We start from the raw sequence: 22,005 nt of genomic DNA, 5'->3' as shown, positions 1-22,005 counted from the left end.
CCGTGCCGCAAGGCCGCGGTCCGAAAGGGCCGCCCGTCCACCCGCTGCGTCTGACCCATGAGAACCAGCATCCCAGGAAGCGCCGAGGCGGTCGGCGCACAAGCGGTGCGTCCTCCCGGGATTCCGCGGCGCCCGCCTTCGACGGATCCGGTCGTCACGAGACGCTGGCGCGTTCCAGGTACCCCTCGGCCCATGCGGTCGCCTCGGGGTCCTCGCCGAAGGACTTCAGCGCGGTCAGGGCCCACTTGCGGGCCTCCTCGACCTGGCCGTCCTCGTCGAGGAGCTGGGCGTAGCGGGCGACGATGGCGCGGCGCGGGCGGCCCAGCGACGGCTCGTCGAAGTGCGCCGCGATCGCCCCGAGCATCCGCAGGGCCTCGGCGCGGTCGCCCTTGGCGGCGCGCACGTCGGCCAGGAGCGCGGTGTTGGCCGCGCGGCCCGGTTCGAGCACGTCGTCGGTGACGAGCGCGAGCGCCTCCTCGGCGGCGGCCTCGGCCGCGGCCCAGTCCCCCGCTTCGAGGGCGCAGCGGCCTCTAAGGTTGTGCGCCAAGCTGATCAGGAGCGGGTGGCCGGTCTTCGCGCCGTATGCCTCCGCGCCCGCGGCGAGGTCGAGGGCGTGGTCGAGCGCGCCGATCGAGCGGGCCGCGAGGGCCCGCACGTACTTGGCGAAGCCGCGGCCCCAGTCGTCGTCGATGCGCTCGAAGTCGCGGAAGGACTTGCGGGCGGCGGCGTCGGCCCCGGCCGGGATGCCCAGGCCGACCTGGGCCGCGGCGCCGATGGCGCGCAGCAGCCCGACGGCGAACACGTCGCCCGAGCGCTCCCCGATCGGCATGAACACGTCGGACAGGCGCTTCGCCTCGGTGAAGCGGCCGGCCATGAGGAGCGCGAACGCGGAGACGCCGCGGACCCAGGCGCGGCCGACGAGGTCCATCTGGCGCGCGAACGCCTTCGCGGCCTCGCGGAGGACGTCGTCGGCGCCGTCGAAGTCGCCGCGGGCCACGAGGACCCACGCGCGGTGCTGGAGGGCCCAGGCGAGGCGCTTGTCGTCGCCGACGCCGAACGCGGTGTCGTAGGCGTCGAGGAAGCGGGCCTCGGCTTCGGAGAGGTGCCCGGCGAGGAAGTCGAGCAGGCCGATGCGGCACTGCGCGTCGCAGCGGGGGCCGGCGAGGCCCTCGCGGCGCGAGAGCGCCAGCGCGGCGGTCCAGGCGGTGCGGGCGTCCTGGAGTTCGCCCTTGTAGCGGTGGAGGCGGCCGCGCAGCAGCAGGAGCTGCGCCACGAGTTCGGCTTCGTCCTCGGGGAAGTCGTCGCCGAAGAGCCGCCCGGAGGGGTGCTCCTCGTGGTCGGCGTGCTCGTTCTCGTCGGCGGGGACGATGAGGCCGATGTCGATGGCGAGGCCTTCGATCTCGGCCTCGGCCTCCTCGGTGCGGCCGAGGCGGGTGAGGGCGCGGCCGCGCAGGAGGCGGTCGTCGGAGGAGAGCGGCGCGAGGCGCTCGACGCCGTTGAGGAGGGCGACGGCGCGTTCGGGCTCGGAGGCGTCCATGGCGCGGGCGGCCTGCTTGCGGACGGCTTCGACGGCGAGCGGGAGGACGTTCCAGACCTCGTCGATCGCTTCGATCTCGACTTCCTTGGCGAGGGTGACGGCCTGCTCGGCGTGGAAGACGACGAGGTCGTCGGCGCTCTGGCCTTCGAGCTCGGTGTCGGCGGCCCAGCGGGCGATCTCGGCGTGCGCGTGGGCGGCGTCGGCTTTCCCGATGGGCGCGTAGGCGGCCTGGCGCAGGAGCGGGGTGACGAAGCGGTAGCCGCCGTAGGAGCGGCGGCGGAGCATGCGGCGGTCGAGGAGTTCCTGGAGGGCGCGGTCGAACTCGCCGGGGACCTCTTTCTCGAGGAGCTGCGCGGCTTCGGGGGGCACGGCGTCGCCGAAGATCGAGGCGGCGCGCAGGAGCGCCCGCGCCGAGGGGGTGAGGGCGTCGATGCGGGCGCCGAGGACCTGCGCGAGGTCGCGGGACAGCACCCGGCCGGTGAGGGACCCGGCGGCGAGGCGCCACTGGTCGCCGTCGCCGGTGAGCAGGCCCTGCTCGGTGAGGAGGGTGACGAGTTCGGCGAGGTAGTAGGGGTTGCCCTGGGCGAAGCCGAGGAGGCGGTCCTCGTCGGGCTTGGGGAGGCGGCCGCCGCCGAGGAACTCGCGGAGGAGCCGGGCCGCGTCGGCGCCGGTGAGCGGCGGCAGCGGGTGGACCTCGGCTTCGGAGATCCGGGTGAGCACGCCGGAGGAGCGGGTGAGTTCGGGGCGGCCGTAGAGGAGGACGAGGACGGGCCCGTGGATCTTCGCGAGGGCGACGCCGAGGGCGTCGATGCCGTCGGCGGAGGCGGTGTGCAGGTCGTCGATGTTGAGGACGAGCGGCCCTTGGGTGGCCATGTGCGTGATGAGCTCGGCGACGGCCTCGGGGATGGTGTAGGCGTCGGACTGCTGGCCGGTGAAGCCGCCGGGGCGGTCGGTCGCGCCGGGCCGCCCGTGGCCGAGGAGGCCGAGCAGCAGGGCGATGTTGAGGCGGCACTCGCCGTGGTCGGCGTGGCCGTCGGCGATGCGCCGGAGTTTGGCCTCGGCGGTGGCGCGGTCGTCGTCGAACCGGAGCCCGGCGGCCTTGCGCACGAGGTCGGCGAGCGGCCCGAACCGGCGGCCCTCGCCGTAGGGGGCGACGCGGACGGTGAGGACGCGGGCGCCGCGCTCGGTGGCGATGGTGCGCACTTCGCGCGCGAAGCGGGTCTTGCCCATGCCGGCTTCGGCGGTGTGGATGAGCACGAGCGGCTCGCCGCGGTCGATGACGGCTTCGAGGCGGCCGGTGACGCGGCCGATCTCGGCGTCGCGTCCGATGAAGGAGGCGGTGTCGCCGAGGCTGGCGCGGGTGCCGGGCTCGTCTTCGAGGCCGAGGAGCTGGAACACGTCGACCGGTTCGCGCTTGCCTTTGAGGCGCACGGGCGTGAGGCGGCGCCAGGCGGCGGTGTGCTTGGTGGCGCGCATGGTCTCCGCGCCGGCCCAGACGGTGCCGACGGAGGCGACCGCGCAGACGCGGGCGGCGGTGTTGACGGTGTCGCCGATGACGGTGTATTCGAGGTTGGCCTGCATGCCGGCGACGACGAGGCCGGAGTAGAGCCCGATGCGCAGGCCGATGGGGAGGCCGCCGCCGGATTCGGCCTTGAGGAGCCGGCGGACCCGCTTCTGCATGGCTTGAGCGGCGCGGACGGCCCGCTCGGCGTCGTCTTCGTGGGAGAGGGGTGCGCCGAAGACGGCCATGAGCCCGTCGCCGGTGAGCTTGTCGACGTGCCCGCCGAACTCGTTGACGGCGGAGACGCACTCGGCGAGGAGCCGGTCGGTGACGGACGAGACGCGCTCGGGGTCGAGGCTTTCGGACCAGGTGGTGAAGTCGGAGAGGTCGCCGAAGAGCACCGTGACGTAGCGGCGCTCGGTCTGGGGAGCGGTCGCCTCGGGGGACAGCGGCGCACCGCAGTTGTGGCAGTAGCGCGCGCCCGGCACAGTGGGCACGGAGCAGAATGGGCAGGTCACAGCAGCACCAACGCCGAGACCGGGGTGTGTTGTTCCCCACTCCTTGTGGGAAGGGGGAGGATCGTGCGATTCACGCTGGCAAGGATACGTGGCCTACCTGACAGATACCTGTGCGCCAAGGCACAATTGCCCGAGAACCGGACCGGCGGCTCGGCTGAAAGGCTGAGCCCGCGGAGCCCGAACCGGACGCCGCGGCAGAACCCGCCGATCGCACAGAACCCGATGAAGCCGGCGAGGCCGGGCCGCAGGGCGGACTTCGCGGTCGGCCTCGGCGATCGGGAGCCCGGCAACGGCCTCAAGGCCGGACCGATGACCGCCGAACCGACTCCTCACGGTTCCGACCGCGAAGGCCCGAACCTGCCCTTCCGCACCTCCCGCCGCCGCGCCTCCGTACCCGTAGGACCGTCCCGGCGGGCGGTCCGGTTCAGTCGGCGACGGATCGCGGAACCGCTCGGCATGGGCGTGAGCGGGTATGGACGAGACCTCAGGGGTCCGATCCGGAGGACTGGCAGGCGTCGGCGCGCCGCCTGCGGCGGATCGGTGCGCCGGCCCACGTGGAGGAGCGAGACGAGCCGAGGCCCGGCCCGCTTTCGCGGGCCGGGCCTCGTTGCTCTGCTTCGTTATGCGGTGACCAGGCTGGCCTTCTGGAATTCCTTGACCGTCGTGTAGCCGGTCTTGGCCATGGCCCGGCGCAGGCCTCCGAAGAGGTTCTGGCTGCCGTCCGAGCTGTTGCTCGGGCCGTAGAGGATGGCCTCCAGGTCGGGGACCTCCACGTCGCCCGAGTCGCCCGGGCGGAACCGGCCGCGCGGGAGCTTCGGGTGGGACGCCGCCGAGTGCCACCAGGCGCCCGCCGCCGGGGACTCCGCCGCGTCCGCGAGGATCGAGCCGAGCATGACCGCGTCGGCGCCGCACGCGATGGCCTTCGCGATCGCACCCGAGTGGGTGATCTCGCCGTCCGCGATGAGATGCACGTAGCGCCCGCCGGTCTCGTCCAGGTAGTCGCGGCGCGCCGCCGCGGCCTCGACGACGGCCGAGGCCATCGGCACGTCGATGCCGAGGACCGTGTCCGTGGTGGACCAGTCGTCGGAGCCGACCCCGACGATGACGCCCGCCGCGCCCGTGCGCATCAGGTGCATCGCCGTCTTGTAGTTGGTGGCCCCGCCCACGACGACCGGGACGTCCAGGTCGGCGATGAACTGCTTCAGGTTCAGGACGTCGCCGCCCGAGGAGACGTGCTCCGCGGAGACGATCGTGCCCTGGATGACCAGCAGGTCCACCCCGGCCTCGACCGCGAGCGGCCCGAGTTCGGCGGTGTGCTGCGGACTCATCCGGAGCGCCGTGGTGACCCCGCCGGCGCGGATCTCCGCGACCCGCTCGGCGATGAGCTCGGGCTTCACCGGCTCCGCGTAGATCTCCTGGAGCCGCTCGATCGCGTTCTCCGCAGGCGTGTCCGCGAGCTCCTTCAGCAGCGACGTCGGGTCCACATAGCGGCACCACAGGCCCTCGGCGTTCAGGACGCCGAGGCCGCCGAGGCGTCCCATCTCGATCACCGACGCCGGGCTCATCGTCGCATCCGACGGGTGCGCCATGGCGGGGATCTCGAACCGGTAGGCGTCGAGCTGCCATTCGGTGGAGACGTCATCGATGTCCCGGGTCCGCCGGGTCGGCACGAGCGCCACTTCGGACAGCCGCCAGCCGCGCGCCACGATCTTGCCGGGGCCGATCTCGACCAATTCGCGCACAGTCTCTCCTCCTACAGGGCCCGACTACCGGGTGTGGTAGTTGGGCGCTTCCACGGTCATCTGGATGTCGTGCGGGTGGCTCTCCTTGAGGCCCGCAGCGGTGATCCGGACCAGTCGGCCGCGTTCATGCATCCCCTCGATCGTACCGGCCCCGGTGTAGCCCATCGCGATGCGCAGCCCGCCGACCAGCTGGTAGACCACCTGTGCGAGGGTGCCGCGATAGGGCACCTGGCCTTCGACGCCCTCGGGGACGAGCTTGTCGTTGGTGTCGACGGCGTCCTGGAAGTAGCGGTCCTTTGAGTAGGACTTCGCCTGTCCGCGCGTCTGCATGGCCCCGAGCGAGCCCATGCCGCGGTAGGACTTGAACTGCTTGCCGTTCATGTAGATGAGCTCGCCCGGGCTCTCGGCGCAGCCTGCGAACAGCTGTCCCATCATGACGGTGGAGGCGCCGGCGACGATGGCCTTCGCGATGTCGCCGGAGTACTGGATGCCGCCGTCGGCGATGACCGGGACGCCGCGCGTGCGGGCGACGCGGACGGTGTCCATGATCGCCGAGACCTGCGGGGCGCCCACACCCGCGACCACGCGGGTGGTGCAGATCGCGCCGGGGCCGACGCCGACCTTGATGCCGTCCACGCCGGCGTCGATGAGGGCCGCCGCGGCCTCGGCGGTGACGATGTTGCCGCCGATGATGTCGACCCGGTCGCCGAAGTCCTTGGCGATCGACGCGATCATGTCGAGCACGCCGCGCGAGTGCCCGTGCGAGGAGTCGACCACGAGCAGGTCGACGCCGGCCTCGACGAGCTGCCCGGCGCGCGCGTACTGGTCCTCGCCGACGCCGATGGCGCCGCCGACGCGCAGGCGGCCGGAGTCGTCCTTGGACGAGTTCGGGAACTCCTCGCGCTTGGCGAAGTCCTTGACGGTGATGAGGCCCCGCAGGAACCCTTCGCCGTCGACGATCGGGAGCTTCTCGATCTTGTGCCGCTTGAGCAGCTCGAGGGCCTCCTCGTTGGAGACGCCCTGGTTCGCGGTGACGAGGTTGCGGGAGGTCATGACGTTCGCGACCTTGACGGACTGGTCGTTCTCAAAACGCATGTCGCGGTTGGTGATGATCCCGACGAGCTTGCCGTCCTCGTCGGTGACGGGCAGCCCGGAGATGCGGTACTTGCCGCAGAGCTTGTCGACCTGCTCCAGGGTGTCCTCGGGCGAGCACGTCACCGGGTCGGCGACCATGCCGGACTCGGAGCGCTTGACGAGGTCGACCTGCTGGGCCTGCTCTTCGGCCGGGAGGTTGCGGTGGAGGATGCCCAGGCCGCCGAGGCGGGCCATGGCGATCGCCATGCGGGCCTCGGTGACGGTGTCCATCGGCGCGGTCAGGAGCGGCACCGAGATGCGGATGTTGCGGGTGAGCTGGGAGGAGGTGTCGACTTCGGCCGGGACCACCTCGGATTCGCCCGGCAGCAGCAGCACGTCGTCGTAGGTCAGGCCGAGCGGGATGCCTCCGACCGCGCCCATCGGCACCGTGGTGCCTTTGACACGCTCACCGGCAGCACCCTCGAGCCCTTGAATTCCGAAATCCCCTGAGAACGCCATGGCCCAATCGTAGTGCCGTAACCTGCGTCGCTCCGCAGCGCACGCGACCCCTGAGGTGTGATTCGCAGCAGGCGGCGGGGTCCGGTCAGAGGGTCATGGGACGTGCCCGGCCCCGCGGGACGGGACCGGGCACGCGCGTCGAGCGTCGAGGGGGGGTCCGAGCGCTACTCGAGGAGCTCGCCCGCCTCTTCCGACACGACGTCCCAGGCCTCGCCCACGCCGTCGGTGACGTCGTCCCACACCTCGGTGGCGTCGATGTCGGTGACCGCATCGGCGATGCCGTCCACCACGTCGTCGAAGATCTCTTCCACGTTCTCGCCGAAGCCGTCCACAGCGGTCTCCTCATAACTCGGGTTGCTTGCGGCCCATATTAATGAGTGCACCGCGTCGGCGTGCGGTCCAGGCCCGAGGCTGGCACGCATCCGGGAGTCGAGGACCGACACGCCGGCGATCCCCGCCTCGGCGCGCCCGGAGGGAAGGCCCCGCTCACGAGACGCCCCTCGGATTCCCGGCGCTGACGCACCCGGGGGTTAGGCTGGTAGACGTGTATGAGGAGCCACGCGACCCATTCGCCGACGACCCCGACCACGCTGAGGCGCTCGCGCCGTTCGAACCCGAGCTGGACGACGACGACCGGGCGGATCTCCTCGAAGACCTCCACGAACTGGAGATGTTCGAGAAGGTCCTGCACCCGCAGGGGTTCCGGGGCGTCGTGGTCGACTGCGCCGACTGCGACGAGCCGCACTACTTCACCTGGGGCCTGCTCATGTCCAACCTGCGCGGCCTCCTGGAGGCCAACTGCGCCCAAGTCCACGAACCCGCCTTCGATCCCGACCCCGCCCACTACGTGACCTGGGACTACGCCAGGGGATTCTCCGACTGCTGGCTCAAGACCCACGGCGGCGACACGTGAGCGACCCCTTCGTCACGCGCCTCGACCTGCCGTCCGGGGCGGGGCCCCTCGCGGGGCTGCGGCTGGCCGTCAAGGATCTGTTCGACCTCGCCGGGACGCCCACCGGGGCGGGCAATCCGCGCTGGCGGGAGACCCACGAGACGCCGGCGAAGGACGCCGAGGCGGTGGCGCGGCTGCGAGACGCCGGCGCCCGGGTGGTCGGCAAGACGATCACCGACGAACTGGCGTGGAGCCTCAACGGCACCAACGCGCACTACGGGACACCGGACAACCCCGCCGCGCCGGGGCGGGTGCCCGGCGGGTCCTCGTCCGGATCGGCCTCGGCGGTCGCCGCGGGCCTGGCGGACATCGGCCTGGGCACCGACACCGGCGGCTCGATCCGCGTCCCGGCGTCCTACTGCGGGCTGTACGGGCTGCGCCCGACCCACGGACGGGTGAGCCTGGCGGGCGCGGTCCCGCTCGCGCCGTCCTTCGACACGGCCGGCGTGCTCACCAGGGACGCGGCGACGCTGCGACTGGCGATGGGCGTGCTGCTCGACCGTGACGCCGGTGAGCGCCGGACGCGGCCGACCGCGCCGATCACGAGACTGCTGGTGCCCCAAGACGTCTGGGACGACATCCCGGAGGCCACCCGCGAAGCGGTGATGCCCGAGGTCGAGGCGCTCGGCCTCGCGATCGAGTACGGGCCGCTGTTCAAGACGCCCGTGGACGGGACCGAGCCCGGGACGTCGCCGCTGGAGACCGCGCGGGTCGCCTACGCGACCCTGCAGGCCTGGGAGGCCTGGCAGGCGCACGGCGCGTGGATCGAGGCGCACGCCCCTGAGTTCGGGCAGGGCGTCGCCGCCCGGTTCCGGGCCGCGGCGTCGATCGGCAGCACTGACATCGCCGCGGCGCAGCGGGTGCGCAGCGGCGTCGTGGCGCTGGTCAGGGACCGGCTGCCCGACGGCGTCGCGCTGGCGATCCCGGCCGCGCCGGGTCCGGCGATCCGCATCGGCGAGCAGCCCGACCGCGAGGCGATCGTGCGGTTGACGTGCCTCGCGGGTCTGGCCGGCGCGCCCGGCCTGGCGGTGCCGGCCGGGACCGTGGACGGCCTGCCGGTGGGCCTGCAGCTCGTGGCCGCTCCGGGCGCCGACGAGCGGTTGCTGGAACTCGCCTGACGGCGAGCCGTGCACCGCTGCGGATCGGCAGCGGCGATGCCGGGCGATGCGCTTGCGTGTCGATCGATCCTGTCGAAGCCCGGACCATGGCGTCGTGCCGCGCTTCCGGTCGCGGCCGTCCCGCGGGGCCTGCCTCCCCGCCCCGCGGATCCCCCGGTCCTGTCGCGCGTGCCGGTCCGTGGGCCGGCCGCCGCGCCCGTTCCTGCCAGTCGAGGCGCGTGTCTTGAGTGGATGGTCAGCAGACGAGGCCCGAACGGAACGCCTCGGCCACCGCGTGGGCCCGGTCGCGCGCGCCGAGCTTGCGGAACATGCGCCGCGCGTGGGTCTTGACGGTGTCCTCGGAGACGAACAGGTCGCGTCCGATCTCCGCGTTGGACTTCCCTTCGCTCATGCCCCGCAGGACCTGGAGCTCGCGTTCGGTGAGCTTCATGCCCTGCAGCGTCGAGCGCTGCCGGGGGACGGTCTCCGTGACCCGCTGGAGGGTCGGCGAGGCGAACATGATCGCCTGCGCCAGCGCGACCAGCAGGTCGTCGGAGTTGTTGGACGGGGTGCGGATGACGCCCCTCGCTCCCGCGGCGACCACCATGGCGGCCGTGCGGGGGTCGGCGGCGCCGGACAGGAGCACGCCGGTCCGGGGGGACCGGGCGCGGACGGTCTTGACGAACTTGACCGGGTCGGGTGCGGCGAGCCCCACGTCGACCAGCACCACGTCCACTTGGCGGCGACCGAGCTCGAGGAACAGCTCGGGCGATCCCTCGACCGACTTCACCGCCTGCGCCAGCCCCATGCGGGTCGCGCAGGCCGAGATCTTCTGTCCGGCTTGAGGAGTCTTAACACAGACCAGTACGGTTCTCACTTGTTTCTACCTTTCGCTGCGGTAGGCCGTGCGTGTCTCTGGTTCCAGCACGCAGCGGGTCCGCCGCCATGACGCGAGTTCGCGCGGATTTTTCGAGTGACTTTTCGAGGTCTCCAGGATGAGGCGTGGACGCATGGTGTTGAGTTCGCTGACGCGAAGTCCTCGTCCCGGATGGGAAACTGGGGGCATGACACAGCGAAGAGGCGGACGACAGCACCGGGCCGGGTCCCGCGATTTTGGTGATCATCGTTCACATCCACCTCGCCATGACCTGTCTAACGAACTAACGGCCCTGGAAGGTACGAGTTACGGCCGATATAAATCCCTGCGTGGCAAATGGTGGGCAGGTCCGGCGATTCTGGACATTGCCAAAGTCCAGGCCGACCCGTATGCTCCGCCGAGCCGCGTGGCGCTGTCTTACGACGCCGAGACCGCTGACCTGCTGCCGGACTGGTACGCGACCCCTGAGCGGCGGCGAGCGGTCGCGGTGATGCTCGCGAAGCGGCTCCGGAAGGCCTGCCCGACAAGGGAGCTGAGGATCGACGCGGGTGGTCAGGAGATCCTGCGGCGGTCCTCGTGCGAGGTCGGCGAGGACGGGTCGGTGGTGTTCCGGCTCGGCGCGCAGCTGCCGGGGCACGGGCGGCGCATCGCCGGCCGGCAGGCGGCGCGGCTGCTGTGCGAGCTGCTGCCGGATGCGGCCGACGAGGCGCTCGCGGTGCCGGAGGACGAGGCCGCGAAGTGGGCGCGGCACGCGGACGACGTTGCGGCGCTGCGGGAGGCGGTCGCGGCGGCGGGTCTGGTCGCGTTCGTCGCGGACGGTTCGATGCTGGCGCGGCGCTCCGGCGTGGACGATCGGCCGCTGGAAGCGGGCGTGCCGTTCGCGAGCCCGGCGTCCATGGCGGTGGAGTTCGCGCTGCCGCACGCGGGCACGGTGCGGGGCATGGGCATCGGCCCCGGCGTGACGCTCATCGTCGGCGGGGGCTTCCACGGGAAGTCGACCCTGCTGCGGGCCTTGGAGTCCGGGGTGTGGGACCACGTCCCCGGGGACGGGCGGGACTTCGTCGTCGCCGACCGGTCGGCGGTGAAGGTCCGGGCCGAGGACGGCCGGGCCGTCACGGGCGTCGACGTGCACGCGTTCGTCGACCACCTGCCGAGCGGGGACGACACGCGGCGCTTCACGACCGAGAACGCCTCCGGGTCGACCTCGCAGGCGGCCGCGGTGGTCGAGGCATTGGAGGCGGGCGCGCGGGCGCTGCTCATCGACGAGGACACGGCCGCGACGAACCTGATGATCCGCGACGCGCGGATGCAGGAGCTGGTGGCGAAGGACCGCGAGCCGCTGACGCCGCTGGTGGACCTGGTGCGGTCGATGGCCGACGAGCACGGGGTGTCGACGATCCTCGTGATGGGGGGTTCGGGGGACTACATGGACGTCGCCGACCGGGTGGTCCTCATGGACGCGTACCGGCCCGAGGACGTGACGGAGCGGGCGAAGTCCCTCGCGGCCAAGCCGACCGGGCGGCGCGTGGAGGCGGAGGGGTTCCGGATGCCGCGGGCGCGGGTGGTCGATCCGCGTTCGGTGTCGTCGGAGGCGCGGGGCAGGCAGAAGATCCGGGCCGAGGGCACCGACGGACTGCGCTTCGGCGAGTCCGAAGTGGATGTCAGGTCGGTGGAGCAGATCACCGATCCGGCGATGACCACGGGGATCGGGCTGGCGATCGAGGCGGCCGTGCGGCAGGGCTGGATCGACGGGAAGGCCACGGTGGCCGAGGTCCTGGACCGCTTGGACGAGGCCCTGGACGAGGACGGCGAGGCCGAGTTGCTGCGGATCCGGGACGCGGACCTGGCGTTGCCGAGGCGGTTCGAGGTCGCGGCGACGCTGAACCGGATGCGGGAGCTGCAGGTCCGCGAGAGCGGGGAGTGAGGAAGGCCTTCCGGCGCGGGACCCGGTGCGGGCGGTCCCGGCACGGCCCTGGCGCAGGGCGGTTTCAGGGCGGAAAAGTGCCTTCGCGGCTCCGATCCCCAAAGGCCGCGAAGGCACTTGAACTCTATCGGTTTCCCGACAGTTACGCGACAAACTGTCGGGATGTTGACACTTGGAGTTCCGTCCCGGCACCGGGGCCGAACACAGCGCAAGGCCGCCGACGCCGTCGGCGGCCTTGCTCCGTTCCGGGCCGGGGACCCTAGGTCCCCGGACTCGCCTCAGTGGGAGTGGCCGTGCCCGTGGCCGTGCGAGTGCGAGTGGCCGTGACCGGCCGACTCGTCCTCGTCCTCGGGCTTGTCCACGATCGTCACCTCGGTCGTCAGCAGCATGCCGACGATCGAAGCGGCGTTGAGCAGCGCGTTGCGGGTGACCTTCACCGGGTCGAGGATGCCGGCCGCGACCAGGTCCTCGTACTCGCCGGTGGCGGCGTTCCAGCCCTCGCGCCAGCCCTTCTGGGACACCGCGTTCACGATGACCTCGCCGGGCTCGCCGGCGTTGACCGCGATGCGGCGCAGCGGCTCGGACAGGGCGGCCTCGACGATCTTGATGCCGACGCGGGCCTCGGCGTCGTCGAGCTCGATCTTCTCGAGCCCGGCGATCGCGTGGACCAGGGCCGCGCCGCCGCCGGCGACGATGCCCTCTTCCACCGCGGCCTTGGTCGCGTTGACCGCGTCCTCGATGCGGTGCTTGCGCTCCTTCAGCTCGACCTCGGTGGCCGCGCCGACCTGGATGACGGCGACGCCGCCCGAGAGCTTCGCGAGGCGCTCCTCGAGCTTCTCGCGGTCCCAGGAGGACTCGGTCGTGGAGGCCTGCTGCTTGATCTGCGCGATGCGGGCGTCGACCGCTTCCCGCTCCCCGGCGCCGTCCACGATGGTGGTGGCGTCCTTGGAGACGGTGACGCGGCGGGCCCGGCCCAGGTGCGACAGGTCGGCCTGCTTGAGGTCGAGGCCGATCTCCGAGGAGATGACCTCCGCGCCCGTGAGGGTCGCGATGTCGCCCAGGATGGCCTTGCGGCGGTCGCCGAAGGCCGGGGCCTTGACGGCGCACACGCGCAGCGTGCCGCGCAGGGCGTTCACCGTCAGGGTCGCGAGGGCCTGGCCCTCGACGTCCTCGGCGATGATGAGCAGCGGCTTCGAGGTCTCGACGACCTTCTCCAGCACCGGGAGCATCTCCTCGATGGAGGAGATCTTCGAGTTGCTGATGAGGATGTACGGGTCCTCGAAGACCGTCTGGCGCAGGTCCTGGTCGGTGATGAAGTTCGGGGAGACGAAGCCCTTGTCGAACTGCATGCCCTCGGTCACCTCGAGCACGGTCTCCAGGCTGGAGCCGTCCTCGACGGAGATGACGCCCTCGACGCCGACGGCGTCCATGGCCTTGGCGATGAGCTCGCCGATCTCCGGGTCCTGCGCCGAGACCGCCGCGACCTGCGCGATGTGCTCGTGGTCGGAGATCTCGATGGCCTGGCTCAGCAGCTCGTCCGAGACGGCGTTCGCCGCGGCCTCGATGCCCTTGCGGATCGCGATCGGGTTGCCCCCGGCCGTGATCGCCTTGATGCCGGCGTGGCTCATCTTCTGGGCCAGCACGGTCGCGGTGGTGGTGCCGTCGCCCGCGATGTCGTTCGTCTTGGTCGCGACCTCCTTCACCAGCTGCGCGCCCAGGTTGGCGTACGGGTCGGCGAGCTCGATCTCCTTGGCGATGGTCACGCCGTCGTTGGTGATCAGCGGCGCGCCGAAGGAACGCTGGAGGACCACGTTGCGGCCCTTGGGGCCGAGCGTGACCTTGACGGTGTCGGCGAGTTCGTCGATACCGTGCAGCAGGTTGTGCCGCGCGTCCTCGGCGAAGTTGAGAATCTTCGGCATGGGTTTCCCTTCCAGAGGAACACCGATGGGCCCTTCGCACGGCGGACGCCCGCGGCTTGCGAGCGTCGCCGTGTGAGGGCCCCGGGCGTGCTACTGCTCGACGACCGCGAGGACGTCGCGCGAGGACAGGACGAGGTATTCCTCGCCGTTGTACTTGACCTCGGTGCCGCCGTACTTCGAGTAGATGACCACGTCACCGACCTTGACGTCGATCGGGAGGCGGTTGCCCTTGTCGTCGAAGGCGCCCGGGCCCACGGCCAGGACGGTGCCTTCCTGCGGCTTCTCCTTGGCGGTGTCGGGGATGACGAGACCGGAGGCGGTGGTGGTCTCGGCCTCGTTCGCCTGGACCACGATGCGGTCGCCCAGCGGCTTGATGGCAGCCTTGCTCACTTGGTATCTCCAAACCTGACGTGTTCAGTACGGATGTCCGCCACGACAGCGCGGGTCTCGTCGTCGCGGGTGCCGAGGCACCGGCCCGTGGCTGTTGGCACTCTCCAGTCGAGAGTGCCAGGCTCATCATAGCGCTTAGCAATCTCGGTCTGCGAGTGCTAAGACGTAGGTTAGTTCGCCCAGGTGGGAGCGTCAACGCCGGGTCTCCGATTTCATAGCCCGACAGGGCGGCACGCCAACGGTGAGGGATCATGGACCACGTGGAAACGAGCCTGCTCGAAGCCCTCCGAGCCGATCCGGGACTCCAGCGGCGGGCCGCCGAGGCCCTGCGGGAGCACGGCGACCGCGCACCCCTGACGCTGCGGAAGGCGGGCGTCGCACCGGAACTCGCGGCGGCCGCGCTCACGCTCGCGGACCTGCGGGCGCACGCCACGGCCAAGCTCGGCGAGCGCGCCGAGCGGCTGTACTTCACGAGACCGGGCCTGGAGCAGGCCACGCGGTGGGCGGTCGCCGAGCGGCGGGCGGCCCGGTTCGCGCGGGCCGTGGACGAGGTGACGGACCTGTGCTGCGGCGTGGGCACCGACGCGCTGGCGTTCGCCGAGGCGGGCCTGCGGGTCGCGGCGGTGGACCGGAGCGAGGCGACGGCCGCGTACGCGAGGGCGAACGCGGCGGCGACGGGCCTGGACGTCGACGTGCGGGTGGACGACGCCCTGACGACACCGCTCGGCGCGGCGGTGTTCGCGGATCCGGCGAGACGAGCCGGAGGCACCAGGAACTTCAACCCGGCCGAGTACTCGCCGCCGCTGGACGACCTGCTGGCACGCCTCGATGACGTGCGCTTCGCGGCGGTGAAGCTCGGCCCGGGGATCAAGCACGAGTGGCTGCCGGAAGGCGCCGAGGCCGAATGGGTCTCGGTGGACCGGGACGTGGTCGAGGCGTGCCTGTGGCTGGGCGAGGCGGCGGCGGCGCCGCGCCGGGCGAGCGTGTGCAAGGCCGGCGAGTGGCACGAGCTCACCGGCAGCGGCCGGGAGCGGGCCGCGGTCGGGGACGTCGCGCGGTACCTCTACGAACCGGACGGGGCGGTGATCCGGGCGGGCCTGGTGGCCGAACTCGCCGCAGGGCTGGAGGCGCACACGGCGAGCGAGCACATCGCCTACCTCTACGGCGATGCGCTGCGGGAGACGCCGTTCGCGCGGGCGTGGAAGGTGGAGGAGGTCTGGCCGCTGCACCCGAAGAAGCTCCGCGCGCTGTTGGCCGAGCGAGGGATCGGCCGCCTGACGATCAAGCAGCGGGGCACCGGCATCGATCCGGCCGCGCTGCGGAAGCAGTTGAAGCTCAAGGGAGCGAACGAGGCGACCCTCGTGGCGACCCGCATCGGCGAGGCCCACGCCGCGATCCTCTGCTCGGAGGCGTGAGCGGGCGCCAGGAGCGGCGGCGCTGGCAGCGCTCGGCCTTGGCGCGGTCGCCGCAGGTCGCCATCGAGTGCCGGCGGCGGCTGCCGTTCCCGGTGGCGTCGAAGTGCCACAGGACGCATTTCGGGTCGGCGCACTGGCGGATCCGGCCGGGCCGGCGTTCGAGGGGGTCGAGGAACGCGACGGCGCGGTGCCAGCCCGGGAGCCAGGCGGGGTCGTCGAGGACGCCGTCCAGGCGCGGGCGGCGGGAACCGTGGGCGAGGACGGCGTTGAGCCGGGCCTCGGCGCCCTCGGCACGGGGTATGAATCGGCGCTGCGGGCGGCTAGTCGGGGAGGCGGGCGGTGAGGTCGACTTCGACGAGCTGACCGGGGTAGCCGAGGGCCGTCACGCCGGTCACCGTGCTGGCGGCCCTGAAGGCCGGGCCGAGGTCGGGGTGCTCGAACAGGCGGTGCCAGGCGCCGCCCACGGTGCCGCTGTCGTCGCTCACGACGTAGACGATCGAGCGGACCACGTCCTCGGGCTTCGCGCCGATCGACGCCAGCGCGGCGAGGCAGTTCGCGGCGACCTGCTCGATCTGACGGTCGAGGTCGCCGACGCCGACGACCTGCTGGTCGGCATCGACCGGGCACTGCCCGGCGAGGAACGCGAGCCTCCCGGACTCGACGATCGTGACGTGCTCATAGCCCCCGGTGGGGTGCAGTTTTGGATGCGACACGACGCGAGTCTATGTCCCGCGCCGCGCCGTGGACACCGGTTTTTTCCCGAGCGGCTACTCGGGGTGCGCGATCCGGTAGCGCAGGCTCGCGTCCTTCTCGGTGACCATGCGTTCGAGGTCGACCTGGTAGTTCTGCATCCGGCCGCGGAGGGCCTCGTCGCTCGCGCCGAGGATCCGCACGGCGAGGAGCCCGGCGTTGCGGGCCCCGGCGACCGAGACGGTGGCGACCGGGATGCCGGCGGGCATCTGGACGATCGAGAGCAGCGAGTCCATGCCGTCGAGGTGCTTGAGCGGCACGGGGACGCCGATGACCGGGAGCGGGGTCGCGGAGGCGACCATCCCCGGCAGGTGGGCCGCGCCGCCGGCGCCGGCGATGATGGCCTGGAGGCCGCGGGAGGCGGCCGAGTCCGCGTAGGAGAGCATCCCGTGCGGGGTGCGGTGGGCGGAGACGACGCGGACCTCGTAGGGCACGTCGAACTCGGCGAGGGCGACGGTCGCGGCTTCCATGACGGGCCAGTCGGAGTCGGATCCCATGATGACGCCGACGCGGGGCTTCTGCTCAGACATGTGTTCCCTACTCGCCTTCTTGGAGCCACTTCGCGGCCCGCTTGGCGCGGCGCCGCAGGGTCTCGGGGTCGTCGCCGCAGACGGTGACGTGCCCGATCTTGCGGCCGGGGCGGACCGCCTTGCCGTAGAGGTGGACGTGCGCGCCCGGATCCTCGGCGAGGAGGTGCTGGAGGCGCTCGTCGAGACGGGGCCCGCCGGCTCGTCCACCGAGGACGTTCGCCATGACAGTGTAGGGCGCGGCGGTCTCGGTCGAGCCGAGCGGGTAGTCGAGGACGGCGCGCAGGTGCTGCTCGAACTGGCTGGTGCGGGCGCCCTCGATGGTCCAGTGGCCGGAGTTGTGGGCCCGCATCGCGAGTTCGTTCACGAAGAGGCCCTTGGAGGTCTGGAAGAGCTCGACGGCGAGCATGCCGCAGACGTCGAGTTCGGTCGCGACGGCGACGGCGATGCGGGCGGCCTCGGCGGCGGTCGCGTCGTCGAGGTGCGGGGCCGGGGCGATGACCTCGGTGCAGACGCCGCCGGTCTGGACGGTCTCGACCACGGGGTAGACGGCGGTCTCGCCGCGCGGGGAGCGGGCGATCTGGACGGCGAGCTCCCGCTGGAGGGGCATGCGCTCCTCGGCGATGAGGCGGATGCCGGAGGCGAGGACGGCCTGGGCGTCGGCGGGCGTGTCGATCATCCACACGCCTTTGCCGTCGTAGCCGCCGGTCGCGGCCTTGAGGACGCACGGGAGTCCGAAGGCCTCGACGTCCGAGATGGAGTCGACGGGGGCCCAGCGCGGCTGCGGCAGGCCGAGCCCGGCGAGGCGGGAGCGCATGACCTGCTTGTCCTGGGCGTGGATCAGGGCCTCGGGCCGGGGCTGGACCTCGACGCCTTCGGCGACGAGGGCCTGGACGGCCTCCTGCGGGACGTGCTCGTGGTCGAAGGTGACCACGGTGCAGCCCTTGGCGAAGCCCCGGAGGTCCTCGACGCTGCGGTAGTCGCCGAAGGTCGTCGCCGGGGTGACGACCGCGGCGCTCTCGGCGGGGTCCCCGGCGAGCACCTTGAGGCTCTGGCCGAGGGCGATGGCGGCCTGATGGGTCATGCGGGCGAGCTGACCGGCGCCGATCATGCCCACCGTCGGAAGTTGCGTCGCGGCGTCCACGGCCTGAGCCTAACCCGGCGGCCCGCGGCCTTCGGAGGGTTCGCCGCCGCTCGTGACCTGCGCCCTTACCGCAGCTCGCAGGCCACGGATCGGTCAAGTAGCCGGATCATGGGATGTATCTTGGGTGACGGCCGCGGCGAGTTCGTCGGCCGAGAGCCCCAGCGCGCGGCAGAGCGCGATGATGGTGAAGAACGCCGGTGTGGCGATGCGCCCGCTCTCGATCTTGCGCAGCGTCTCCGGGGAGATCTCGGCCGCGGCGGCGACGTCGTGGAGGCTCCGCGGGCCCCTGAAGGCCCGCAGGGCGCGGCCGAGCGCGCGGCCACGCGCGTGCTCCTCGGGTCTCAGCGGCGGCCGAATCATATCGGTATTATAGTACCGGTATAGAAATACCGTCCACTATCGAAGGGCCTGCCGTGATCGAGTACTACTCCCCCGCCGAGATCGAAGCGATGCGTCCGGCGGGGCGCTTCGTGGCCGGGATCCTCACCGAGCTGTCGGAGGTCGCCGAGGTCGGCATGAACCTCCTGGAACTCGACGACCTGGTCGCGCGCCGCATCAAGGAGGCCGGGGCGGTCTCCTGCTATGTGGACTACCACCCGTCGTTCGGCGGGAGCCCGTTCGGGAAGGTCCTGTGCACGTCGGTGAACGACGCGGTCCTGCACGGCCTGCCGTTCGACTACCGGCTCAAGGACGGCGACCTGGTGAGCTTCGACTTCGCCGCCGAGGTGAACGGCTGGGTCGCGGACTCGGCCCTCTCCGTCGTGGTCGGCACCCCGCGCGAGGAGGACCTGAAGCTCATCGACACCACGCGGCGGGCCCTGGAGGCCGGGATCGCGGCGGCGCAGGCGGGCAACAAGGTCGGCGACGTCGGCCACGCGATCGCCACGGTCGCGCGGGCGGAAGGCCTCGGCGTGAACACGCAGTTCGGCGGGCACGGGGTCGGCCGGACCATGCACGGCGACCCGCACATCCCCAACGACGGCCGCCCGGGCCGGGGGCTGAAGCTCAAGCCGGGGCTCGTGATCGCGATCGAACCGTGGTTCCTGCAGACGACCGACGAGATCGTCTACGACCCGGACGGGTGGACGCTGCGCAGCGCGGACGGTTCGCGCGGCGCGCACATGGAGCACACGATCGCCGTCACCGAGGACGGCCCGATCGTGCTGACCGCGCGGGACTGAAGCGCCTCGGGCGTCGGCACGGGCCGGGCGGCCGCGGCGCTAGCGGTCCGCTTCGGCGCGGGCCAGCCGGGCCATCCGGTCGATCATGCGCTCCGTGGCGATCTCCTCGGCGGTGACCGCGTAGCCGTAGTGGTCCCGCCAGTCGCCGTCGATGTACAGGTAGCGCTTGTGCAGGCCCTCGCGGCGCAGGCCGAGCTTCTCGGCGACCCGGTTCGAGGGGCCGTTCTCGGGCCGGATGTTCACCTCGATGCGGTGCAGACGCCCCACGGTGAGGGCGTGGTCGATCACGATCGCGAGCGCGGTCGCGGTGATGTTCCGCCCCGCGTGCCCGCGGTCGATCCAGTAGCCGGCGTACGCGGAGCCGAAGGCGCGGCGCACGATGTTCCCCACGGTGAGGCCGCCGACGAGCTCTCCCTTCCAGCAGACCGCGAGCGGCCAGCTCGTGCCGTCCTTGACGGAGCGCTTGAGGCCGCGGACCATCGCCCGGAACGCGGCCGGGGAGTGCGCCTCGTGCCAGGTGGTGCCGGTGCCGGGCTCCCACGGGGCGAGCCAGGCTTCGTTGGCGCGGCGCAGTTCGGACCAGCGGTTCGCGTCGGAGCGGCGGAAGGGCCTGACGCTCACGTCGCCGTGGGCGAGGTGGACGGGCCATCCGGGGTTGGAAAGGGTCATTCGAGGTCCAGCGGCGGTTCGTGGTGGACGGTCATCGGATGCGGTCCACCGGCGGGTCGGAGTCGGGCGTCATCGGTTCCGGTCCAGGAGCAGCACGTCCACGGTCGAACCCGCGGGCACCCGGGTCGCGTTCTCTCCGATGGTCATCAGGCCGGTCGCCTCGGCGAGTCCGGAGAGCGTGTAGGAAGTGGATCCGAGCGGGGCGACGGTGTAGCCGCCGCCGCGCCTCTCGGCGACGCGGACGGGGCGGAATTCCCTCAGCCCGTTCGGTGAGGATACGGGCTCGGTCAGGTTGGCGCGCACGCTGGGCCGGAATACGGGCTCGGCCCCGGCGAGGCGCTGGATGAGCGGTCGGGCGATCACCTCGAAGGCGATGGTGGCCGCGACGGGGTCGCCGGGCAGGCACACGACGGGGACCTCTTCGGGGCCGATGGTGCCGAAGCCCATGGTCTCGCAGAGGTAGACGGCGACGGGCGCGAAGTCGACGGCGCCGTCGCGGGAGAAGGTGCGGCGGACCATGTCGCCGGGTCCGGTGCCGGTGCCGCCGGTGGTGATGACGAGGTCGGCGCGGAGGATCTGGTCGTCGAGCACGCTGCGGAGCGCGTCGGGCTCGTCGTCGCAGATGCCGACGCGGTAGGCGTGGGCGCCGGCCTCCGACGCGGCGGCGGTCACCAGGTGCGAGTTGACGTCGATGAGCTGGCCGGGCTGCGAGGGCCTGCCGGTGTCGACGAGTTCGTCCCCGGTGGCGATGACGACCACGCGCGGGGTCGGGCGGACCACGACGTCCGCGATGCCCGCGGCGGCGAGGAGCCCGATGAGGTTGGGGGTGACGCGGCGGCCCTCGTGGGCGAGGATCTCGCCCGAGGCCCGCTCGGATCCCATGCGGCGCACGCCGTGGCCGCGACGGGGCACCTGGCGGACCTCGACGGTGGCCATGCCCTCGTCGGTCCACGCCAGCGGCACCACGATGTCCGCGCCGACGGGGAGCGGCGCCCCCGCGGCGACGGAGAAGCAGGTGCCGGTGACGAGGCGGACCGGCCGCCACGAGGACGCCGCGAGGTCGCCGAGGACCTTGAGGCCGATGCCGCGCTCGGGGCTGGCCCCGGCGACGTCGTCGGCCGCGCACGCGTACCCGTCGATGGCGGCGTAATCGAACGCCGGCAGCGGGCCGGGGCTGACCGCGTTCTCGGCCAGCACCGACCCGGTCGACTGCGTCATGTCGATGTCGACCGGGGGCAGGGGTCGGACCAGCGCCAGCGCCTTCGCAAGGAAGTCGGCCAATGGCGTCGCCTCGCCGGTCCCCTTCACCCCTCGTCCCCCCGTCGGTCAGTTCCTCTGCCGTCGCCGCCGTGCGGCGGTGCAGTCAATCCAGTGTCGCACTGAATTCGCGCAGCCAGGCGTTGAAGCCGGGCAAGTCGTCCCGCCGGCTGGCGAGTTCCACGAGCGTCTGGAGGTAGGCGACGGGCTCGCCGGTGTCGTAGCGGCGGCCCCGGTAGACGACCGCGTGGACGGGGGTTCCCTTGTCTCGCAAGGTGTCCATGGCGTCGGTGAGCTGGATTTCGTCGCCGCGGCCCGGGGGCGTCTGGTCGATGACCGGGAAGATCGTCCCCGGCAGCACGTAGCGTCCGATGAGGATGAGGTTGGACGGCGCGTCGTCGACGGCGGGCTTCTCGACGAGGCCCGTGACGCGGACGACGTCCTCGTCGTCGGTGGTCTCGACGGCGGCGACGCCGTAGCGCACGACCTCCTCGCGCGGGACCTCGAGGAGGGCGAGGACGATCCCGCCGGTCTCGGCCTGGAGGTCGATCATGCGCGGCAGAAGGTCGGGCTCGTAGAACTCGTCGCCGAGGAGGACCGCGAACGGCTCGTCGCCGACGTGGGAGGCGGCGCGGCCGACGGCGTGGCCGAGGCCCTTGGCGCCGCCTTGGCGGATCGCGGTGATCTCGGCGATGGACTCGGGGGCCTTGACCCTCGCGAGCATCTCGTCCTTGCCCTTGGCCTTGAGGGCGTTGTCGAGGTCGGCGCGGGCGTCGAAGTAGTCGACCATGGCGTCCTTGCCGGGAGCGGTCACGAGGGTGACGTCCTCGAGACCGGCGGCGGCGGCCTCCTCCACGATGTACTGGAGGACCGGCTTGTCGACGATCGGCAGCAGTTCCTTCGGGATGGCCTTGGTGACCGGCAGGAAGCGGGTGGCGAAGCCAGCCGCGGGAATGACGGCTTTCGTGGCGCGGGGCGCGGTATCTGACATACCGCGAGGGTAGCGTGCATA

General features: G+C 72.1%; 20 protein-coding genes. 5 read left to right on the top strand and 15 right to left on the bottom strand.

Features of this window, described 5'->3' with window-relative positions:
- Nucleotides 1–154: 154 nt before the first annotated feature.
- From K3N28_RS11425 to K3N28_RS11410, 4 genes are all read right to left on the bottom strand, one after another.
- Nucleotides 155–3,535 carry an adenylate/guanylate cyclase domain-containing protein gene (locus K3N28_RS11425; protein ID WP_228092659.1) on the bottom strand — a complete coding sequence of 1,127 codons (3,381 nt, stop codon included), beginning with the start codon at nucleotides 3,533–3,535 and terminating at the stop codon, nucleotides 155–157.
- 641 nt (nucleotides 3,536–4,176) lie between these two features.
- Nucleotides 4,177–5,298, bottom strand: coding sequence for a GuaB3 family IMP dehydrogenase-related protein (locus tag K3N28_RS11420; RefSeq protein WP_228092658.1), 1,122 nt, complete (start codon nucleotides 5,296–5,298; stop codon nucleotides 4,177–4,179).
- Between the two features lie 24 nt (nucleotides 5,299–5,322).
- A complete protein-coding gene (guaB, locus tag K3N28_RS11415; protein WP_228092657.1) occupies nucleotides 5,323–6,813 on the bottom strand; it encodes an IMP dehydrogenase in 1,491 nt (496 codons plus the stop codon).
- A gap of 242 nt (nucleotides 6,814–7,055) precedes the next feature.
- Nucleotides 7,056–7,334 carry a hypothetical protein gene (locus K3N28_RS11410; RefSeq protein WP_228092656.1) on the bottom strand — a complete coding sequence of 93 codons (279 nt, stop codon included), beginning with the start codon at nucleotides 7,332–7,334 and terminating at the stop codon, nucleotides 7,056–7,058.
- Nucleotides 7,335–7,435: 101 nt separating this feature from the next.
- On the opposite strand from K3N28_RS11410, the gene K3N28_RS11405 reads away from it, so the two are divergent.
- Nucleotides 7,436–7,804 (top strand): DUF5319 family protein, encoded by a 369-nt coding sequence (locus K3N28_RS11405; RefSeq protein WP_228092655.1) that lies wholly within the window; start codon nucleotides 7,436–7,438, stop codon nucleotides 7,802–7,804.
- Nucleotides 7,801–8,961 carry an amidase gene (locus K3N28_RS11400; RefSeq protein WP_228092654.1) on the top strand — a complete coding sequence of 387 codons (1,161 nt, stop codon included), beginning with the start codon at nucleotides 7,801–7,803 and terminating at the stop codon, nucleotides 8,959–8,961. Before K3N28_RS11405 ends, K3N28_RS11400 begins: the two co-directional genes overlap by 4 nt.
- A 235-nt stretch (nucleotides 8,962–9,196) precedes the next feature.
- Here the strand turns inward: K3N28_RS11400 and K3N28_RS11395 are convergent, their stop codons facing one another.
- Nucleotides 9,197–9,817 carry a response regulator transcription factor gene (locus K3N28_RS11395; RefSeq protein WP_228092653.1) on the bottom strand — a complete coding sequence of 207 codons (621 nt, stop codon included), beginning with the start codon at nucleotides 9,815–9,817 and terminating at the stop codon, nucleotides 9,197–9,199.
- A 187-nt stretch (nucleotides 9,818–10,004) separates the two neighbouring features.
- Here K3N28_RS11395 and K3N28_RS11390 point away from each other — a divergent pair, with 187 nt between their 5' ends.
- A complete protein-coding gene (locus tag K3N28_RS11390; protein WP_228092652.1) occupies nucleotides 10,005–11,741 on the top strand; it encodes an ABC-ATPase domain-containing protein in 1,737 nt (578 codons plus the stop codon).
- A 278-nt stretch (nucleotides 11,742–12,019) separates the two neighbouring features.
- Here K3N28_RS11390 and groL read toward each other — a convergent pair whose 3' ends face one another.
- Together groL and groES are read right to left on the bottom strand one after the other, a co-directional pair.
- Nucleotides 12,020–13,660: a chaperonin GroEL gene (groL, locus tag K3N28_RS11385; protein WP_228092651.1), complete on the bottom strand. Its 1,641-nt coding sequence runs from the start codon at nucleotides 13,658–13,660 to the stop codon at nucleotides 12,020–12,022.
- Nucleotides 13,661–13,750: 90 nt separating this feature from the next.
- Nucleotides 13,751–14,050: a co-chaperone GroES gene (gene groES, locus K3N28_RS11380; protein ID WP_228092650.1), complete on the bottom strand. Its 300-nt coding sequence runs from the start codon at nucleotides 14,048–14,050 to the stop codon at nucleotides 13,751–13,753.
- Nucleotides 14,051–14,301: 251 nt separating this feature from the next.
- On the opposite strand from groES, the gene K3N28_RS11375 reads away from it, so the two are divergent.
- The gene (locus tag K3N28_RS11375) at nucleotides 14,302–15,465 is read left to right on the top strand and encodes a class I SAM-dependent methyltransferase (protein ID WP_228092649.1); all 1,164 of its coding nucleotides are present in this window, start codon (nucleotides 14,302–14,304) and stop codon (nucleotides 15,463–15,465) included.
- On the opposite strand, the gene K3N28_RS23535 is transcribed toward K3N28_RS11375, so the two are convergent.
- The 5 genes from K3N28_RS23535 to K3N28_RS11355 all read right to left on the bottom strand — a co-directional run bounded on the left by K3N28_RS23535 (nucleotide 15,386) and on the right by K3N28_RS11355 (nucleotide 18,246).
- The gene (locus K3N28_RS23535; RefSeq protein WP_374209754.1) at nucleotides 15,386–15,607 is read right to left on the bottom strand and encodes a CGNR zinc finger domain-containing protein; all 222 of its coding nucleotides are present in this window, start codon (nucleotides 15,605–15,607) and stop codon (nucleotides 15,386–15,388) included. The two genes, K3N28_RS11375 and K3N28_RS23535, sit on opposite strands and share 80 nt — an antisense overlap.
- 178 nt (nucleotides 15,608–15,785) lie before the next feature.
- Nucleotides 15,786–16,178, bottom strand: coding sequence for a RidA family protein (locus K3N28_RS11370; protein WP_228092648.1), 393 nt, complete (start codon nucleotides 16,176–16,178; stop codon nucleotides 15,786–15,788).
- 54 nt (nucleotides 16,179–16,232) lie between these two features.
- Entirely contained in the window at nucleotides 16,233–16,745 is a 513-nt protein-coding gene (purE, locus tag K3N28_RS11365; protein WP_228092647.1) for a 5-(carboxyamino)imidazole ribonucleotide mutase, read from the bottom strand.
- Between the two features lie 7 nt (nucleotides 16,746–16,752).
- Nucleotides 16,753–17,886, bottom strand: a complete 1,134-nt coding sequence (locus K3N28_RS11360) for a 5-(carboxyamino)imidazole ribonucleotide synthase (RefSeq protein ID WP_228092646.1) — start codon at nucleotides 17,884–17,886, stop codon at nucleotides 16,753–16,755.
- A 93-nt stretch (nucleotides 17,887–17,979) separates the two neighbouring features.
- Nucleotides 17,980–18,246 carry a helix-turn-helix domain-containing protein gene (locus tag K3N28_RS11355; protein ID WP_228092645.1) on the bottom strand — a complete coding sequence of 89 codons (267 nt, stop codon included), beginning with the start codon at nucleotides 18,244–18,246 and terminating at the stop codon, nucleotides 17,980–17,982.
- Between the two features lie 53 nt (nucleotides 18,247–18,299).
- On the opposite strand from K3N28_RS11355, the gene map reads away from it, so the two are divergent.
- Nucleotides 18,300–19,067, top strand: a complete 768-nt coding sequence (map, locus tag K3N28_RS11350) for a type I methionyl aminopeptidase (RefSeq protein WP_228092644.1) — start codon at nucleotides 18,300–18,302, stop codon at nucleotides 19,065–19,067.
- A 39-nt stretch (nucleotides 19,068–19,106) separates the two neighbouring features.
- Here map and K3N28_RS11345 read toward each other — a convergent pair whose 3' ends face one another.
- The 3 genes from K3N28_RS11345 to K3N28_RS11335 form a co-directional block, all read right to left on the bottom strand.
- Nucleotides 19,107–19,736, bottom strand: a complete 630-nt coding sequence (locus K3N28_RS11345; RefSeq protein ID WP_228092643.1) for a GNAT family N-acetyltransferase — start codon at nucleotides 19,734–19,736, stop codon at nucleotides 19,107–19,109.
- Nucleotides 19,737–19,805: 69 nt separating this feature from the next.
- Nucleotides 19,806–21,044, bottom strand: coding sequence for a gephyrin-like molybdotransferase Glp (glp, locus tag K3N28_RS11340; protein ID WP_374209743.1), 1,239 nt, complete (start codon nucleotides 21,042–21,044; stop codon nucleotides 19,806–19,808).
- A 55-nt stretch (nucleotides 21,045–21,099) separates the two neighbouring features.
- Complete coding sequence (locus K3N28_RS11335) at nucleotides 21,100–21,984, bottom strand: UTP--glucose-1-phosphate uridylyltransferase (protein ID WP_228092641.1); 885 nt, start codon at nucleotides 21,982–21,984, stop codon at nucleotides 21,100–21,102.
- Nucleotides 21,985–22,005 lie beyond the last annotated feature (21 nt).

Source organism: Glycomyces sp. TRM65418, from assembly GCF_019710475.1.
Taxonomy (GTDB): Bacteria; Actinomycetota; Actinomycetes; order Mycobacteriales; family Micromonosporaceae; genus Glycomyces.
This window is presented reverse-complemented; position numbering and strand designations above follow the sequence as displayed.